This is a genomic window from Rathayibacter sp. VKM Ac-2926, from assembly GCF_022815565.1.
Taxonomy (GTDB): domain Bacteria; phylum Actinomycetota; class Actinomycetes; order Actinomycetales; family Microbacteriaceae; genus Rathayibacter; species Rathayibacter festucae.
This window is the reverse complement of record NZ_JALGRS010000009.1, coordinates 74,100-90,891: the sequence shown is the minus strand read 5'-3', so window position 1 is coordinate 90,891 and position 16,792 is coordinate 74,100. Positions and strand designations below refer to the sequence as shown.

The following is a 16,792-nucleotide window of genomic DNA, read 5'->3' as shown; positions in this document are numbered from 1 at the left end:
GCCCGCGCTGTCGACGACGAAGGCCCCGCATCCCGCGCTCCGCTCGAGCGGAGTCGGGACCGGGGCCTTCGTCGTGCCGGTCGGCAGGGCCGGGATCAGCGGCGCTTGGTCTGCGCGCGGCGCTCCTGGCGGTTGTTCGGCGTCTCGTCGGAGCCGCCGGTCTGCTGGCCGAAGGCGCCGGTGGTCGCGGCGTCCTCCGCGTCGTCCGGACGCGCCTCGCGGGCCGCCGCGGCGCTGGCCTTCGCCGTCGCCGCCTGCTGCACCCGGCCGCGCTGGTCGCGGACCTCGACGCCGCCCGAGTCGCTCGGCGCGGAGTAGCTGAGCTTCTCGACCGGAGCGACCGGCTCGGAGAGGCCCTTCGCGGCGACGCCGGCGACCTCGCCCTGCTTCTGGGTGACCTCGACCTCGAGGTTGAAGAGGAAGCCGACGGTCTCCTCGCGGATCTGGCCCATCATCTGCTGGAACAGGGTGAAGCCCTCGCGCTGGTACTCGACCAGCGGGTCGCGCTGGGCCATCGCGCGCAGGCCGATGCCGTCCTTGAGGTAGTCCATCTCGTAGAGGTGGTCGCGCCAGCGGCGGTCGATCACCGAGAGCACGACGCGGCGCTCGAGCTCGCGCATGGCGGGGGAGCCGAGCTGCTCCTCGCGGCCCTGGTAGGCGAGCTTCGCGTCCGAGAGGATCTCGCGGCGCATGAACTCCTTGTTGATCCGGCCGCGGCTGCCGGCCTCCTGGACGACCTCGTCGATCGACAGGCTGACCGGGTAGAGCGTCTTCAGCTCGGTCCAGAGCGCGTCGAAGTCCCAGTCGTCGCCGTTGCCCTCGCCGGTGTGCACCTCGAGGATCTCGTCGATCACGTCGACGAGGAACTTCTGGGTGCGCTCGTGCAGGTCGTCGCCCTCGAGGATGTGGCGGCGGTCGGAGTAGATCGCCTCGCGCTGGCGGTTGAGGACGTCGTCGTACTTGAGGACGTTCTTGCGGATCTCGGCGTTGCGCGCCTCGACCTGCGACTGCGCGCTGCGGATGGCGCGCGAGACGACCTTCGACTCGATCGCCATGTCGTCCGGCACGTTGCCGCGGCCCATCAGGGCCTCGGCCGCTCCGGAGTTGAACAGGCGCATCAGGTCGTCGGTGAGCGAGAGGTAGAAGCGGCTCTCGCCCGGGTCACCCTGGCGGCCGGAGCGGCCGCGGAGCTGGTTGTCGATGCGGCGCGACTCGTGGCGCTCGGTGCCGAGCACGTAGAGACCGCCGGCGGCCTGGACCTTCTCGGCCTCCTCGGCGACCTTGGCCTTGACGCCCGCGAAGACGTCGTCCCACGCGGACTCGTACTCCTCGGGGGTGTCGACGGGGCTGAGGCCCTTCGTCGACATCTCGGTGACCGCGAGGAACTCGGCGTTGCCGCCGAGCATGATGTCGGTGCCGCGGCCGGCCATGTTGGTCGCGACGGTGACGGCGCCGAGGCGGCCCGCCTCGGCGACGATCGCGGCCTCGCGCGCGTGGTTCTTGGCGTTCAGCACCTCGTGCCGCACGCCCTTCTTGGCGAGCAGGCGGGAGAGGTACTCGCTCTTCTCGACGCTCGTCGTGCCGACCAGGACGGGCTGGCCCGCCGCGTGGCGCTCCACGATGTCCTCGACGACCTGCTCGAACTTGACCTGCTCGTTCTTGTAGACGAGGTCGGCGTTGTCGATGCGCTGCATCTTGCGGTTGGTCGGGATGGAGACCACGCCGAGCTTGTAGGTCGACATGAACTCGGCGGCCTCGGTCTCGGCCGTTCCGGTCATGCCGGAGAGCTTGCCGTAGAGGCGGAAGTAGTTCTGCAGAGTGACGGTGGCGAGGGTCTGGTTCTCGGCCTTGACCTGCACGCCCTCCTTCGCCTCGATCGCCTGGTGGATGCCCTCGTTGTAGCGGCGGCCGGCCAGGATGCGGCCGGTGTGCTCGTCGACGATCATCACCTCGCCGTTGAGGACGACGTAGTCCTTGTCCTTCTTGAACAGGGCGCGGGCCTTGATCGAGTTGTTCAGGAACGAGATCAGCGGGGTGTTCGCGGACTCGTAGAGGTTGTCGATGCCGAGGTAGTCCTCGACCTTCTCGATGCCGGGCTCGAGCACGCCGACGGTGCGCTTCTTCTCGTCGACCTCGTAGTCCTCGCCCTCGATGAGGCGCGTGGCGAGACCGGCGAACTCGGCGAACCAGCGGTTCGCCTCGCCCGAGGCGGGGCCGGAGATGATCAGCGGGGTGCGCGCCTCGTCGATGAGGATCGAGTCGACCTCGTCGACCACGGCGAAGAAGTGGCCGCGCTGGACCATGTCCTGCGCCTGCCAGGCCATGTTGTCGCGGAGGTAGTCGAAGCCGAACTCGTTGTTCGTGCCGTAGGTGATGTCGGCCGCGTACTGCTCGCGGCGCTGCTCGGGCGTCTGGCCGGAGAGGATCACGCCGGTCGTCATGCCGAGGGCGCGGAACACGCGCCCCATCAGCTCGGACTGGTAGTTCGCGAGGAAGTCGTTCACCGTGACGATGTGCACGCCGCGGCTCGCGATGGCGTTGAGGTACGCCGGCAGGGTCGCGACGAGGGTCTTGCCCTCTCCGGTCTTCATCTCGGCGATGTTGCCGAGGTGCAGTGCCGCGCCGCCCATCAGCTGGACGTCGAAGTGGCGCAGGCCGAGCGTGCGGCGCGAGGCCTCGCGGACGGCCGCGAAGGCCTCCGGCAGCAGGTCGTCGAGCGATTCGCCGTTCGAGTAGCGCTCGCGCAGCTCGACGGTCTCGTTCTTCAGCTCCTCGTCGCTGAGGTGCGTGAAGTCCTCTTCGAGGGCGTTGACGGCTTTCGCGTAGTTCTCGAGGCGGCGGAGGACCCGGCCCTCCCCGACGCGAAGGACCTTTTCGAGAACTGAGGCCACGGGGTACTCCAAAACGTAGAAGACAGGTGCCCGACGGCACGGCGCGGACGGAACAACACTAGCCGTGGCGGGCTGTGCGCGGTCCGACAGGGCGCGAAGAACCCCCCGGAGGCGGACCTCCGGGGGGCTCCCGGGTCAGACCGCGGCGGCCTCGGGCTGCGCGTCCGCCTCGTCGCCGAGGCCGATCACGCCGTAGTCCCAGCCCTTGCGGCGGTAGACGACGCTCGGGCGGTCGGTGTCCGCGTCGATGAAGAGGTAGAAGTCGTGGCCGACCAGCTCCATGTAGTCGACGGCGTCGTCGACGCTCATCGAGACGGAGGGGAAGACCTTCTTGCGGATGACGACGGGGCAGTACGGCTCCTCCGCGTCGTCCTCGTCCGCGGCGACAGGCTCCGGGGCCGGCTCCTCCTGCACGGGGATCACGCCCGTGCTCAGGCGCTCGAGCACCTCGGCGTCCGCCGGCTGGATCGCGACGACGCTGAAGTCGTCGGCCGCCGCGTCGCGCAGCGAGGTCGGCCGATGCTGACCGCGATGCACCTTCTTGCGGTCCTTGGCTCGACGCACCCGTTCGAGCAGGCGCCCGAGGGCGACGTCGAAGGCCGCGTACTTGTCGGCTCCGCTCGCCTCGGCCCGCACCACGGGCCCCTTGCCGATGAGCGTGAGCTCGACCCGGTCGCCGCCGGCGGCGCCCTTGCCCTCGCTGTGACGGCTCGCCTTGATCTCGAGCGCGAGCGCCCGGTCGGCGAGGTGGGCGATCTTCTCCGACTTCTCCGTCGCGTAGGCGCGGAAGCGATCGGTGATGCCCATGTTGCGGCCTGTGATGTCGATGTCCATGACAACCTCCCAGTCGAGTACGGCGTGCCGCCTTTCTCCGGGCGGACCGTTCACGCCGTCCCCCGAGCGTAGACCCGCGGTCACCGGATCGTCCTCGGGAGTTCATCAGGAAGTCGCGCTTCCCCGCTCCGGAGTGCCGGCGAGCGCGGCCGCCCCCGCCACGTCTCCCCCGCCCGCGCGGACGGCCCGGCGCAGCTCGAGCAGGGTCGCCCCCGAGGTGACCACGTCGTCCACCAGCAGGATCCGCTCGCCGTCGAGCGGACGCCTGGCGCGGAACGCGCCGTCGAGGTTCGCGTGCCGCTCCGCCCGGGCGAGGCCGACCTGGTCGAGCGCGAGCCGGGTCCTCGTGAGCGGCCGGGCGAGGCGCCCGCCCGCCGCGCGCACCAGCAGGTCGACGGGGTCGAAGCCGCGCCGCAGGTGCCGAAGGCGCGAGCCGGGCGGTGCGACCAGCAGCGCCGGAGCGCCGTCGAGCGCCTGGAGCAGCACGGGTCGCAGCAGCGCGCCGAGCGGTCGCGCGGCGGCCACCCGTCCCTCCGCCTTCAGCGCGACGACGAGCCGCCGCACCGTTCCGGCGTACTCCGCGCCGACGCGCACCTCGAGCGGGTCGTCCGCGGACCCCAGGCGGCGGACGTCCGGTCGCGCCTGCGCGGCGAGCTCCGCGGCGCAGTCCGGGCAGGGCACCCGCGTCGCCGGCAGCCCGCAGGCCGGGCAGTCGACCGGCAGCAGCACGGCGAGGGCGTCGAGGAGGTGATCGCGCAGCATCGGGCGAGTGTGCCCGGGTTCAGGACCCCATGCCGGTCTGCGTCGCGAGGAGCTCGATGCCTGTCGCGACCGTCTGCCACGCCGAGCCGCGCTGCTGTCGCAGCTCGCCGCCCTCGGCGAGGAGGCGGATCTGCGTCGAGGCGTTGCCGGCCGCGATCTGCACGGTCCCGGTGGTCGTCCCCAGCGGGGTGTCCCCTCCGCCGAGCTGGTTCATCGTCACCGTGTCCTCGCCGGTGGAGCCGCGGACGACCGAGACGACGTCGAGCTCGTCCGTCCAGGCGGCGGCGACCGCCGTGCCGAGGGTCGAGCGCAGCACGACCGGCTCGCCGACCGCGATCGGATCGCCGTTGGCCGAGCGGGTGACCCCGGCGACGAGCACGGTCGCCTGCTGCCCGTCCTGCGCGAGGGCGAGCATCCGCGTGCCGTCGCGGGACAGCGCGAACGAGGCGATCGACTCGATCTCCGGCCAGGCGGTCGCGACCTGCAGCGACCGGGAGCCGTCGGAGGAGTAGGCGACCAGCTGGCCCGGCGACGCCGTGGGCACCGACCAGACGTAGCCGAAGGGGTCCATGCCGGGGGCCGCGAGGCCGCTCCGGGCGTCGAGCAGCACGTCGTCGACCCCGGGGGTGAGCAGCGAGACGCCGGCCGAGGTGAGGACGGCCGCCGAGGCGCTCGAGTCGGCGCCCCGCTGCTCGCCCAGCACCGCGGCCCGCGGCGAGAGGGCCGCGATCCGGTCCGAGACGGCGGTCTCGGCGAGCCCCGAGGAGCCGAGGAAGCCGAAGTCGCCGTCGGTCAGCACCAGCGGCCGGGTGTCCACCCGCGGCGAGGTCGGCAGCCCGGTCACCTCGGTCGGGATCTCGATCGGGTTCTGCTGCACCGAGAGCGAGACCCCGGTGACGTTCGAGACGTTGGCCAGGCTCCTGCCGAGCTGCAGCGCCATCCGGCGCCACTGCCGCTCGTCGGCCTCGAGCGCCGCGGAGTTCAGGTCGACGACGGCCCGCTGCGCCTCGACCGGCACCGTCTCGGCGGCGAGCGCCGTCCCGGTCGGGAAGGCCGAGACGACGGCGGACGAGTCGCGGAGCCACGGCGTCGGCCCGCGCAGCAGCTCGGTGACGATCGTGGTGCTGGTCGAGCTGTCCGCGCGCGAGGCGAACCAGCGCAGATCCGGCACCAGGTAGGAGTAGCTCGGGTCGAAGAAGTAGAGCGCGTAGGTGGAGAAGACCTGCTCGAAGGTGGTGCGGTCGATGACGACGCCGCTGGGCGGAGAGCTGATCCGCCACTCGCCGTTCTCCTGGACGAAGCCGTAGTCCAGCTCCAGCGCGGTGGTCGTCGCGACCTCGGAGTAGACGCCGGTGGCGTCGACCTCGGCCACGGGGGTGATGGTGAGCGAGAGCGTCGACGCGCCGGGCTGGGTCGAGGAGCGCTGGCCCTCGTCGACGGTGACGTGCTCGCCCGGCGTCCAGTCGGCTCCTGTGGAGAGGAACTCGCGGGCGATCTTGTAGTTGTTCTGCGGGCTCGACGCCGCGTCGATGAAGCCGGTGAGGATCTCGAACTGGTCGGCGCCGTCGGCGGGGCCGGAGGGGAGGAAGTCGTACTGCAGGTCCTGCGGCGCCGTGTCCGGGCGGCCGACGCCGACGTCGCCCCCGCGCGGGATGCCCGCGCAGCCGGCGAGCGCGGCCAGCAGCAGCACGGCGGCGACCGCGGAGCGCAGGCGCCTCACTGGACGACCCCGTGCTCGGGGACGCCGCCGAGCGGCAGCGGCGGCAGGACGATGGGGCCGGAGTAGGCCTGCTCGCCCGCGTCCACGGGCGGCAGCGGCAGCGGGGAGGCGTCGATCCGCTCGCCGCGCCGGCGCGGGACCGTGAGCCGGAAGCACGCGCCGCGGCCGGGCATCGACCAGACCTGCAGCCAGCCGTGGTGCAGCGCGGTGTCCTCCTGCGCGATGGAGAGGCCGAGGCCGGTGCCGCCGAGGGTGCGGCGGCGGGACGGATCGGCGCGCCAGAAGCGGTCGAAGACCCGGACCACCTCCTCGGAGCTCATGCCGTGACCGTAGTCGCGGACGGCGAGCGCCACCGCGGTGGCGTTGCTGTCGACCGTGACCACGATCTCGCGGCCGTCGCCGTGCTCGACGGCGTTGCCGAGCAGGTTGCGCACGATGCGGCGGATGCGGCGGGCGTCCATCTCGGCGTCGAAGTAGCCGCCGGGGGCGGAGAGCGTGAGCCGCGAGCCGTTCGCCTCGGCGATCCCGCGCATCCCCTCGATCTCCTCGCCGGCGAGGCGCACCAGGTTCACCGGCTCCAGCTCGAGCTCGGCCGAGCCGGCGTCGTGGCGGGAGATCTCCAGCAGATCGGCGAGGAGGCTCTCGAAGCGGCCGATCTGGCCGTGCAGCAGCTCGACGGTGCGCTCGGCGACCGGCGGGAAGCCCTCGCGCTGGTCGTAGAGCACGTCGCCGGCGAGCTTCATCGTGGTCAGCGGGGTGCGCAGCTCGTGCGAGACGTCGGAGACGAAGCGCTGCTGTACCCGGCTGAGCGTGGCGAGCTCGCTGATCTGCTCCTGAAGGCTGTCGGCCATGCCGTTGAACGAGCGGGCGAGGGTGGCGATCACGTCCTGTCCCCTCTCCGGGATGCGCACGTCGAAGTCGCCCGCGGCGAGGCGCTGGCTGGTCTCCGCCGCCACCCGCACGGGCGCGACCACGATCCGGACGACGACCCAGCTGACCGCGCCGATCAGGAGGATCAGCAGGATGCCGGCGATGTTGAGGACCTGCTGCACGAACTGCAGCGTGCGCTCCGCATCCGCGAGCGAGTAGCCGATGTAGAGCTCGTAGCGCCCCGCGGAGCTCGGCAGCTCGATCGTCGAGCCGACGACGATGCCCGGGAGCTGCTGGCCCGAGGCGCCGAGGCTCACCGACTGCCAGTACTGGCCGTCGGCGCCGGCCTGCACCCGCGCGCGCAGGTCGTCGCTGATGACGCCGTTCTGCAGCTCGCGGTTGTAGCTGTCCTGCGGGGCGAGCGAGGACGCCTCCTGATCGGGCGCGCGCACGACCGCGATCAGGGCGGAGGAGGAGGCGTCGCGCACCGCGGTGCGCACCGAGTTCATGACCTCCTCCATGTCCTGCCGGGTCGAGACCGTCGCGGCGTCGAGGTAGCCCTGCGCGGCGCGGGTGGCGCGCGAGGTGTCGCCGGTGACCTGGTCGAGCCGCGACTGGAACAGGTTGTCGCTGATGCTGTAGGAGAGGTACGCGCCCGTCGAGCCGATCGCGATGCCGCTGAGCAGCACGGTGATGGCGACGGCGCGGAACTGCAGCGAGCTCCGCCAGGCCCGGAGCACCCTCCGCGGCCAGCGCCGGAGTGCCGGCGCCCGGAAGCGGCGCGCGAGGCTCACGTCAGCTCGGCAGCACGGAGCCGGCGCGGTAGCCGACGCCGCGCACGGTCATCACGATGCGCGGATCGTCCGGGTCCTTCTCGACCTTCGCGCGCAGGCGCTGCACGTGGACGTTCACGAGCCGGGTGTCGGCCTTGTAGTGGTAGCCCCAGACCTGCTCCAGCAGCATCTCGCGCGTGAACACCTGCTGGGGCTTGGAGGCGAGGGCGAGGAGGAGGTCGAACTCGAGCGGTGTCAGGCCGATGCGGGTCTCGCCGCGGCGGACCTCGTGCCCGGCGACGTCGAGGCTGAGGTCGCCGACCTGCAGGACGGCGTTGGCGGCGACCTGGGAGGGGCGCAGGCGCGTCTTGATCCGCGCGACCAGCTCCTTCGGGTCGAACGGCTTGACCATGTAGTCGTCCGCGCCGGACTCGAGGCCCTGCACGACGTCGGAGGTGTCCGACTTGGCGGTCAGCATGATGATCGGGACGCCGGACTCGGCGCGGATCCGGCGGCAGACCTCGATGCCGTCGATCCCGGGCAGCATCAGGTCGAGCAGGACGAGGTCCGGCCGGGCCCGCCGGAAGGCCTCGAGGGCGCCCGTGCCGTCGGCGCAGAAGGAGACGTCCCAGTCCTCCGCGCGCAGGACGATGCCGATCATCTCGGCCAGGGCCGCATCGTCGTCGACCACCAGGATTCGCGCGCTCATGGGGTCAGGCTAACCGACGCGAGTGGGAGCACGGCCGCGCCCGACCGCGAGGGCCGAGCGCGGCTGTGACAGCATGGGAGGGATGACCGACGCAGCTCAGTGGCCACCGCCCGCCGGGGCTCCGGAGGGCGACCACGCGCGGCCGCGCGTCGCACCGGTCGCGCCCGTGTCCTGGTCTCCGACCGCGGGTCCCGCCGGCCCGCCCCCGCCGCAGGGCTGGACTCCCCCGCCCAAGCCCGGACTGATCCCGCTGCGGCCGCTCGGCTTCGGCACCCTGCTCGGCGCGCCCTTCGCGGTCCTCCGCCGCAGCCCGCGCACCACCCTCGGCGTCGCGCTGCTCGTCCAGGGCCTCGGCTCGCTGCTCGCCCTCGTGCTCTACGGCGCCGTCGCACTTCTCGCGGTCGGCCGGATCACCCAGGCCGAGGTCGCCGATCGGGACGCCGTCGCGTCGGGGTCGCTGGCGATCGTCGTGCTCGCGGCGCTGATCCCGCTCGCCGTCACCCTGGCCACCGGCGCGCTCGTGCAGGGCGTCGTCGTGCTCGAGGTGTCGCGCGCCGTCCTGGGCGAGCGGCCGACGCTGCGCGCGCTGCTCCGGCGGCTCCGCGGCCGCTTCTGGGCGCTGGTGGGCTGGACCGTGCTGCAGGGCGTCGGCGTCCTGGTGCTGGTCCTCGCCGCGGCGGCGCTCTCGGTGCCGCTCTTCCTCCTCGGCGCCCAGGACGCGGGGGCCAGCGCGGTCGTCGGCGGGATCCTGGTGCTCGTGCTGGCCGGCCTCGCCGCGACCGCGGTGGGCGTCTGGCTCGCGACGAAGCTCGCGCTGGTGCCGAGCCTCCTGGTGCTCGAGCGGCTCCCGCTGCGCCGGGCGGTCGCGCGCTCCTGGCGGCTCGTCACCGGCGGGTTCTGGCGGACGTTCGGCGCGCTCGCGCTGATGGCGGTCATCATCCAGGCGGCCGGGCAGGTCGTCTCGACGCCGTTCAGCCTGCTGATCCCGATCGGCGGGGCGCTGGTCGCGCCGACCGATCCGAACGCGCAGGTCGTCGCGTCGATCGTCGTCGCGCTGCTCTCGGTCGCCGTCGGCCTCGTCGTCGGCGCGGTCGGCACGGTGCTGCAGTCGGCGGTCACCGGGCTCGTCTACCTCGATCGCCGGATCCGGCGCGAGGGCTTCGACCTCGTGCTGATGCGGCACGTCGAGGAGCGCGCGGCCGGGCGCGAGTCCCCCGACCCCTTCCCCGCTCCGGAGCGGACCGCGCCGTGATCCGCCTCGCGCTCGCCACGGCGCCGCTCGACCCCGATGCGCAGGAGGCCCGCCGCCTGCTCCTCGAGGAGCTCGCCGACCCGCGCTACCGCGCCGCCGAGCCGAACTGGTTCGACCGCCTGGTGCAGGCCGTGCGCGACTGGTTCACCTCGCTCACCCTGCCGGGCGACGGCGTCGGCGTGCCGCTCGCGGCGCTGATCGGCGTGCTCGTGCTGGTGGCGCTCGTCGTGGTCGCCCTCGTCCTCGCGGGACGGCCGCGACTGCGGCAGCGCAGTCGCGTGACCGGGGCGGTCCTCGCCGACGACGACGGCCGCTCGGCCGCGGAGCTGCGCGCCCTCGCCGAGGCGGCGGCCGCCCGGGGCGACTGGGACGAGGCGCTGGTGGAGCGGTTCCGCGCCCTGGTGCGTGCCCTGGACGAGCGCACGATCCTCGCCGTCTCGCCCGGCACCACCGCGCACGGCTTCTCCCGCCGGGCCGCTGCCGTCTTCCCCGCCTCGGCCGACGCACTCCGGCGCTCGGCGGACGCCTTCGACCGGGTCCGCTACCTCGGCCTGCCCTGCGGGCGCGAGGACTGCGAGCGGGTCGCCGAGCTCGACCGCGCGCTCGCGGCCGCGCCGGTCCCGCTCGAGGCGCTGCGATGACCGCGCCCGCTGCTTCGCCGGCGTCGGACGCTCCCGTCGACACCGTCTCCTCCCCCACCCTCGGCGCGCTGCTGCGCCGGGGACGGATCTGGGTGCTCCTCGCGGCGATCGTCGTCGTCGGCACGGTCCTGCTGACCGTGGCGACCGGCTCCCCGGTGCCCGCCGCCGACCTCGACGTCGACAGCGCGGCACCGGACGGCGCCCGCGCGGTCGCCCAGGTCCTGCGCGAGCAGGGCGTCGACGTCGTCCGCGCCGACTCGCTCGACGAGGCCCTGCGCGCGGTCGGCCCGGGCAGCACGCTGCTGATCGACGATCCGGGCTCGGCCCTGGACGAGGAGCAGTACGCCCGGCTCGCCGAGGACCCCGCCGCGGTCGTCCTCGTCGAGCCGTCCGGCGCGGCCCTCGACGCGCTGCTGCCCGGCGTCGCCTTCGCCGGCGCGCCGCAGGAGGACGGCGTGCTCGCCGCCTCCTGCGCGCTGCCCGCTGCGGAGCGCGCCGAGGGGATCCCCGCGGGCGGCAGCACCTTCCGCGTCCTCGAGGGCGGCGCCGTGGGCTGCTTCCCGTCCGGTGACGACGCGTTCGCGCTCGTCGCCGACTCCGCGGCCGGCGGCCCCGACGTGATCGCCGTCGGCGACGCCGACCTCCTGCGCAACGGCACCGTCGCCGAGGAGGGACGCGCCGCCCTCGCGCTGGGCCTCCTCGGCGGCGAGGACCGCCTGGTCTGGTACCGCGCCGGCGCGGCCGACGCGACCTCCGCCGCCGTCGACCCGGCCGATCTCGCGCCGGGCTGGGTCACGCCGGCGCTGCTGCTGCTCGTCGGGGTGTTCGTCGCCTCCGCCGTCTGGCGCGGGCGGCGCTTCGGCCCGCTCGCCGTCGAGCCGCTGCCCGTCGTCGTGCACGCGAGCGAGACCGCGCGCGGCCGGGCCCGCCTCTACGCCCACGGCGCCACCCGGGTGCGCGCGCTGGACGCCCTGCGGATCGGCACGCTGCACCGCTCCGCCGCCCTGCTCGGCCTGGCCCCCTCGAGCGGAGTGGACGAGGTCGTCGCGGCGGCCGCGGCCCTGCTCGAGCGCGACCCGCGCGCCGTGCGCCGGCTCCTCGTCGACGACGAGCCGGCCGACGACACCGCTCTCGTGGCCGCCTCCGACGAGCTCCTGCGCTTCGAGCGCGCGCTCCGCGCCGCCCGCGCACCCAGCACGGGCACCGCCGCGGCCGGCACCGCAGGGTCGGGCACCGCAGGACCCGGCACCGGGCGCCCCGCGCGCGACCGCCTCGACCACGATCAGCCCGACCACGAACGACCGGAAGGCCCCCTCCGATGAGCGACTCCTCCCTCCCCCCGATCGCGGATGACGAGCTCCGCCGCGAGCTCGACCGCGTCCGCTCCGAGGTCGGCCGCGCCGTCGTCGGCCAGGACGGCGCCGTCTCCGGGCTGCTGATCGCCCTGCTGGCAGGCGGGCACGTGCTGCTCGAGGGCGTGCCGGGCGTCGCGAAGACGCTGCTCGTGCGCGCACTCTCGGTCTCGCTGGGACTGGACACCCGGCGCGTGCAGTTCACCCCCGATCTGATGCCCGGTGACATCACCGGCTCGCTCGTCTACGACGCCTCCACCTCGGGCTTCGCCTTCCGCGAGGGCCCGGTCTTCACGAACCTGCTGCTCGCGGACGAGATCAACCGCACGCCGCCGAAGACGCAGGCCGCCCTCCTCGAGGCGATGGAGGAGCGCCAGGTCAGCGTCGACGGCCGCACGCTCCGCCTCCCCGACCCGTTCCTCGTCGCGGCGACGCAGAACCCGGTCGAGTACGAGGGGACCTACCTGCTCCCCGAGGCGCAGCTCGACCGCTTCCTGCTCAAGCTGGTGCTGGACGTGCCGCCGCGGGAGGTCGAGGTCGAGGTGCTCTCGCGGCACGCGGCCGGCTTCGACCCGCGCGACCTCGCCGCCGCGGGCGTCCACCCGGTGCTGGAGGCGGGGCGGCTGCGCGCGGCCCAGGCCTCCGTCCGCCGCGTCGGCGCCGGCCCCGACGTGCTCGGCTACATCGTCGACCTCGCCCGTGCGACCCGCGAGAGCCCGAGTGTGAAGCTCGGCGTCAGCCCCCGCGGATCGACGGCGCTGCTCGCCGCGAGCCGCGCCTGGGCCTGGCTGAACGGCTACGGCTCGATCACCCCGGACCACGTCCAGGCGATGGTCCTGCCCGTGCTGCGGCACCGGATGCAGCTCCAGCCCGAGGCGGAGCTCGAGGGCGTGCGCACGGAGGCCGTCCTCGGAGGCATCCTGCAGCAGGTCCGCGTCCCGGTCTGAGCCGTGCACCTCACCGGACGCTCCGTCCTCGTCCTCCTCGTCGGCCTCGTGCCGGTCGTCCTGCTCGGACGCCGGGCCGAGGTCGCCTTCGCCGTGCTCGGGCTCTGGCTGCTGATCTGGCTGATCCTGGTGGGCGTCGACCTCGCGGTGGCCGGCTCCGCGCGCGCGGTCGCGCTCGAGCGGCGGACCCCCGACCGGGTGCGCCTCGGCGAGCGCGCGGAGGCGACGCTGCTGATCACGAACACGGGACGGCGCCGGATCACCGGCGTCGTCCGCGACGCCTGGGAGCCCTCCGCCGGGGCGCTCGCGACCCGCTCGCCGCTGCGGCTGCCGCCGGGCGAGCGCCGCGCGGTCCGCACGGTCCTCGAGCCGCGCCGCCGCGGAGAGCGCCGGGCGCTGCACGCGACGATCCGCTCGAACGGCGTCCTCGGGCTGGCCGGCCGGCAGGCGACCCTCGCGGCGCCCGCGGTCGTCCGGGTGCTGCCGCCGTTCCGCTCCCGCCGCCACCTGCCCTCGCGCCTCGCCCGCCTGCGCGAGCTGGAGGGGCGCACCAGCGTGATGATCCGCGGTCAGGGCACCGAGTTCGACAGCCTGCGCGAGTACGTCCGCGGCGACGACGTCCGCTCGCTCGACTGGCGGGCCACCGCCCGGCGCCGCGAGCCCGTCGTCCGCACCTGGCGGCCCGAGCGCGACCGGCGGGTGGTGCTCGTGCTCGACACCGGCCGCACCTCCGCCGCCCGCATCGACGACGAGCCGCGCCTGGACACGGCGATCGAGGCGTCACTGCTGCTGTCGGCGCTGGCCGCCTCGGCCGGCGACCGCATCGACGTCCTCGCCTTCGACCGCGCCCGGCGCGCCCGCGTGCACGGCGCGACCGGCACGGAGGTGCTGAGCCGCGTCGTCGACGCGCTCGCCCCCGTGCAGCCGCAGCTGATCGAGACCGACTGGTCGGCTGTGCCGGGCCAGGTGCGCACGCTGGTCTCGCAGCGCTCGCTCGTCGTGCTGCTCACCGCGCTCGACTCCGTCGGCGCATCGGAGGGGCTGCTCGCGGTGCTCCCGCAGCTCACGAGGCAGCACACCGTGGTCGTCGCCTGCGCGATCGACCCCGAGCTGGCCCGGATGGCCGCCGACCGCGGCGACCGCGGTGCGGTCTACGCGGCCGCGGCGGCGGAGCGCTCACTCGCCGACGCGGACCGGCTGGCGGCCGCCGTGCGGCGGCTCGGCGGCGACGTGGTGCTCGCCTCGCCGGAGAAGCTGCCGCCCGCCCTCGCCGACCGCTACCTCGCGCTGAAGGCCACCGGCCGGCTCTGAGCCCGGACCTCGCGCTCAGCCCTCGCTGATGCTCCGCGAACCGGCGTCGAAGCGGCCGAGGTCGCCCGTCTCCCCCGCGCGCACGGCCCGGCCGCCGAGCACCAGGAAGTACGCGATGAAGCCGCCGAGCGCGAGCGCGCCGATGCCGATCTTCAGCCACCACGGCCACGGCGCCGGCGTCACGAAGCCCTCGATCACGCCCGAGACGAGCAGCACGAAGACCAGCCCGATCGCGACCGTGAACAGGCTCCGCGCGTCCTCCGCGAGCGCCTGCCCCCGGGTGCGCGGCCCGGGCGCGATCCAGGCCCAGAAGATCCGCAGCCCGGCCGCCGCGGCGACGAAGACCGCCGTCAGCTCGAGCAGGCCGTGCGGGAGGATGTAGAGGAAGAAGGTGTCGCCCTCGCCGACGTGGAACATCACGGCGATCGACGTGCCGAGGTTCTGCGCGTTCTGCAGCAGGATGTACGGCACGTAGACGCCGACGATGCCGAAGGCGACGCACTGCGCCGCGATCCAGGCGTTGTTGGTCCACACCTGACCGGCGAAGGACGCGGCCGGGTTCTCCGAGTAGTAGTCGACGAAGTCCTCCTGCGCGAAGCGGCGCAGCTGCTCGTCGTCGCCGAGCGCGGCGAGCAGGCGCGGGTCACCGAGGATCCAGACCGCGAAGAGGCCGGCGACCAGCACGGTCGCCAGCGCGACGGCCAGGGTCAGCCAGCGGATCCGGTAGAGCGCGGCGGGGAACGAGACGACGGCGAAGCGGGCGACCGCGGCGAGCGGATCCTCGCGCGTCCCGGTCAGGCGGCCCCGCGCCCGCGAGAGCGAGACTGCCAGGCGCGTGCCCACGGCGGTCGACCCCGCGGTCGAGGAGATCGCGGCGAGATCGGCGGAGGCGGACTGGTAGCGCTCCACGAGCTCGTCGGCCTCGCCGCCGGTCAGCCGGCGCTTGCGCGCGAGCTCGTCCAGGCGGGTCCACTGGCCGCCGCGCGCGGCCGAGAGAGCATCGATGTCCATCTGCTGAGATGATAGCCGGGGCCGACGATCGAGGGAGCTGCTGCATGTCCGACGACCGCGACGACGCCCGCCTCGACAGCACCGGCTTCGACACGGCGGGCCTGGTCACCGGCGAGGCGATCGCCCTCGAGATCCCCGTCACCTCGTTCGTCCTGCGGGCCGCCGGCGCGATCATCGACCTCGTCGCGGAGTTCCTGCTCGCCTTCGGTCTGTTCTACCTCGTCGCCGTCCTCGCGAGCGACGGCGGGCTCGACGCCGCCGCCTCGGCCGCCGTCGCGATCGCCGCCCTGGTGGTCTCGATCGTGCTGGTGCCCGTCGCCGTCGAGACCGCGACGCGGGGGCGCTCGCTCGGCAAGCTCGCCGTCGGCGCCCGGGTCGTCCGCGACGACGGAGGCGCGATCGGCTTCCGCCACGCCCTCGTCCGGGGTCTCACCGGCGTGCTCGAGATCGTGATGACAGCAGGTGGGCTGGCCGCGGTGGTGGGCCTGCTGTCGCGCCGTTCTCGCCGGCTCGGCGACGTGCTCGCCGGCACGCACAGCCAGCTCGAGCGGGTACCGGCCGCGCCCCCGCTCGTCGTCGAGATCCCGGCGCCGCTCACCGGCTGGGCGGCGACCGCCGACGTGGCCCGGCTGCCCGACGCCCTGGCGCGCCGGCTCGCCCAGTTCCTCCGCCAGCGCTCCGGGATGACCGAGCCCTCGCGCTCGCAGCTCGCCCGCTCGCTGGCGCAGGAGGCCGCCGCGTTCGTCTCACCGCTCCCGGCCGCACCCGCCGAGGACTTCCTGCTCGCCGTCGCCGCGCTGCGCCGCCGCCGCGAGGAGCGGGCGCTGGAACTCGTCGACCGGCGGATGAGCCGGCTCGCACCGGTGCTCGCGGACGCGCCGCGCGGCTTCCCGGTGCGCGAGGCCCCTCGGGCTCCGCGGGGAACTCGGGCTGCACCGAGCGCTCCGGCTCCGCAGGACGCTCAGGCCGACGGCGGCTCGAGATAGCGCACGGTCTCCCAGCCCCGGGGCACCAGCAGCCGCCGGTCGTGCTCGGCGCACAGGTCGTAGCCGTGCGGATCGGGCTGCGGGCTGAGCGGCCCGACCGCGACGAGCGAGTCCCGGTAGTCGTAGGTGAGCGTCACGACCGCGGGGAGGCTGCACCCGGTGCGCGAGCACTGCCGTCGGTCCATCGCGCCACAGTAGCAAGAGGCCGCGGGGCCATAAGCTGGTCCAATGCCCCGCGCACGCCGTTCCACCGCTCGTCAGTCGAGCTCGGTGCGCGGCGGCTCGCGCGACCGGCACGGCCGGGGCATCCGCGGCGCCGTCACCGGCCCGCACCTGCCGCCGCTGCAGACCCGGGCGGACTTCTTCGAGACGACCATCGGCTCGGCCTTCGACTACCTCCGCGACGCCTGGCCGGACGAGCTGGCGGGGATCCGGGTGGAGCTCGCCTCCACGCCCGACGTCGACCCGGCCCGGCTCGAGGGCACGGGCATCGCGCGCTGGCGGGTCGACCACGCCGCGCGGCGCATCACGCTGTACCGCGTGCCGATCGAGCGGCTGGCGAAGCTGCACCGCCGCGACGAGTGGCACCAGCGGATGATGATCGAGAGCTACGTCTTCCGCGCGGTCGCGGAGCTGCTCGGCCGCGACCCCTGGGACATCTCCCCGGACCGGTTCCGGCACCACTGAGCCTCCGGCACCAGCGTCCGGCACCACTGAGCCTCCGGCACCAGCG

Annotated in this window: 15 protein-coding genes; 7 read left to right on the top strand and 8 right to left on the bottom strand. The window is 74.2% G+C overall.

Annotation, left to right across the window (positions count from 1 at the left end):
• Positions 1-95: 95 nt before the first annotated feature.
• From secA to mtrA, 6 genes are all read right to left on the bottom strand, one after another.
• Positions 96-2,891 (bottom strand): preprotein translocase subunit SecA, encoded by a 2,796-nt coding sequence (secA, locus tag MT351_RS13630; RefSeq protein WP_243582414.1) that lies wholly within the window; start codon positions 2,889-2,891, stop codon positions 96-98.
• 135 nt (positions 2,892-3,026) lie between these two features.
• Complete coding sequence (gene hpf / locus MT351_RS13625) at positions 3,027-3,725, bottom strand: ribosome hibernation-promoting factor, HPF/YfiA family (RefSeq protein WP_123444397.1); 699 nt, start codon at positions 3,723-3,725, stop codon at positions 3,027-3,029.
• 105 nt (positions 3,726-3,830) lie between these two features.
• On the bottom strand, positions 3,831-4,487 hold the full coding sequence (locus MT351_RS13620) for a ComF family protein (RefSeq protein ID WP_132435835.1): 657 nt from the start codon (positions 4,485-4,487) through the stop codon (positions 3,831-3,833).
• Between the two features lie 19 nt (positions 4,488-4,506).
• Positions 4,507-6,207, bottom strand: a complete 1,701-nt coding sequence (locus tag MT351_RS13615; RefSeq protein ID WP_132435836.1) for a GerMN domain-containing protein — start codon at positions 6,205-6,207, stop codon at positions 4,507-4,509.
• The gene (gene mtrB, locus MT351_RS13610; protein ID WP_132435837.1) at positions 6,204-7,871 is read right to left on the bottom strand and encodes an MtrAB system histidine kinase MtrB; all 1,668 of its coding nucleotides are present in this window, start codon (positions 7,869-7,871) and stop codon (positions 6,204-6,206) included. Before mtrB ends, MT351_RS13615 begins: the two co-directional genes overlap by 4 nt.
• Before the next feature lies 1 nt (position 7,872).
• Entirely contained in the window at positions 7,873-8,559 is a 687-nt protein-coding gene (gene mtrA, locus MT351_RS13605; protein ID WP_123444394.1) for an MtrAB system response regulator MtrA, read from the bottom strand.
• An 82-nt stretch (positions 8,560-8,641) separates the two neighbouring features.
• Here mtrA and MT351_RS13600 point away from each other — a divergent pair, with 82 nt between their 5' ends.
• From MT351_RS13600 to MT351_RS13580, 5 genes are read left to right on the top strand one after another with little or no spacing between them, the layout of a single operon-like run.
• Positions 8,642-9,811, top strand: coding sequence for a hypothetical protein (locus MT351_RS13600; protein ID WP_243582412.1), 1,170 nt, complete (start codon positions 8,642-8,644; stop codon positions 9,809-9,811).
• Complete coding sequence (locus MT351_RS13595) at positions 9,808-10,452, top strand: DUF4129 domain-containing protein (RefSeq protein ID WP_132435839.1); 645 nt, start codon at positions 9,808-9,810, stop codon at positions 10,450-10,452. The genes MT351_RS13600 and MT351_RS13595 overlap by 4 nt, the downstream gene beginning before the upstream one ends.
• Positions 10,449-11,774: a DUF4350 domain-containing protein gene (locus MT351_RS13590; RefSeq protein WP_132435840.1), complete on the top strand. Its 1,326-nt coding sequence runs from the start codon at positions 10,449-10,451 to the stop codon at positions 11,772-11,774. Before MT351_RS13595 ends, MT351_RS13590 begins: the two co-directional genes overlap by 4 nt.
• Entirely contained in the window at positions 11,771-12,751 is a 981-nt protein-coding gene (locus tag MT351_RS13585; protein WP_132435841.1) for a MoxR family ATPase, read from the top strand. The genes MT351_RS13590 and MT351_RS13585 overlap by 4 nt, the downstream gene beginning before the upstream one ends.
• A gap of 3 nt (positions 12,752-12,754) precedes the next feature.
• A complete protein-coding gene (locus MT351_RS13580) occupies positions 12,755-14,062 on the top strand; it encodes a DUF58 domain-containing protein (protein ID WP_132435842.1) in 1,308 nt (435 codons plus the stop codon).
• 15 nt (positions 14,063-14,077) lie between these two features.
• Here MT351_RS13580 and MT351_RS13575 read toward each other — a convergent pair whose 3' ends face one another.
• The gene (locus MT351_RS13575) at positions 14,078-15,073 is read right to left on the bottom strand and encodes a stage II sporulation protein M (protein ID WP_132435843.1); all 996 of its coding nucleotides are present in this window, start codon (positions 15,071-15,073) and stop codon (positions 14,078-14,080) included.
• A 44-nt stretch (positions 15,074-15,117) separates the two neighbouring features.
• Between MT351_RS13575 and MT351_RS13570 the strand changes: the two genes are divergently transcribed.
• Positions 15,118-16,059: an RDD family protein gene (locus MT351_RS13570; protein ID WP_132435844.1), complete on the top strand. Its 942-nt coding sequence runs from the start codon at positions 15,118-15,120 to the stop codon at positions 16,057-16,059.
• Here the strand turns inward: MT351_RS13570 and MT351_RS13565 are convergent.
• Positions 16,035-16,244, bottom strand: a complete 210-nt coding sequence (locus MT351_RS13565; RefSeq protein ID WP_123444386.1) for a DUF3499 family protein — start codon at positions 16,242-16,244, stop codon at positions 16,035-16,037. The genes MT351_RS13570 and MT351_RS13565 overlap by 25 nt on opposite strands.
• A 43-nt stretch (positions 16,245-16,287) precedes the next feature.
• Here MT351_RS13565 and MT351_RS13560 point away from each other — a divergent pair, with 43 nt between their 5' ends.
• Entirely contained in the window at positions 16,288-16,746 is a 459-nt protein-coding gene (locus tag MT351_RS13560; RefSeq protein WP_123734335.1) for a metallopeptidase family protein, read from the top strand.
• The last annotated feature ends 46 nt before the right edge of the window (positions 16,747-16,792 follow it).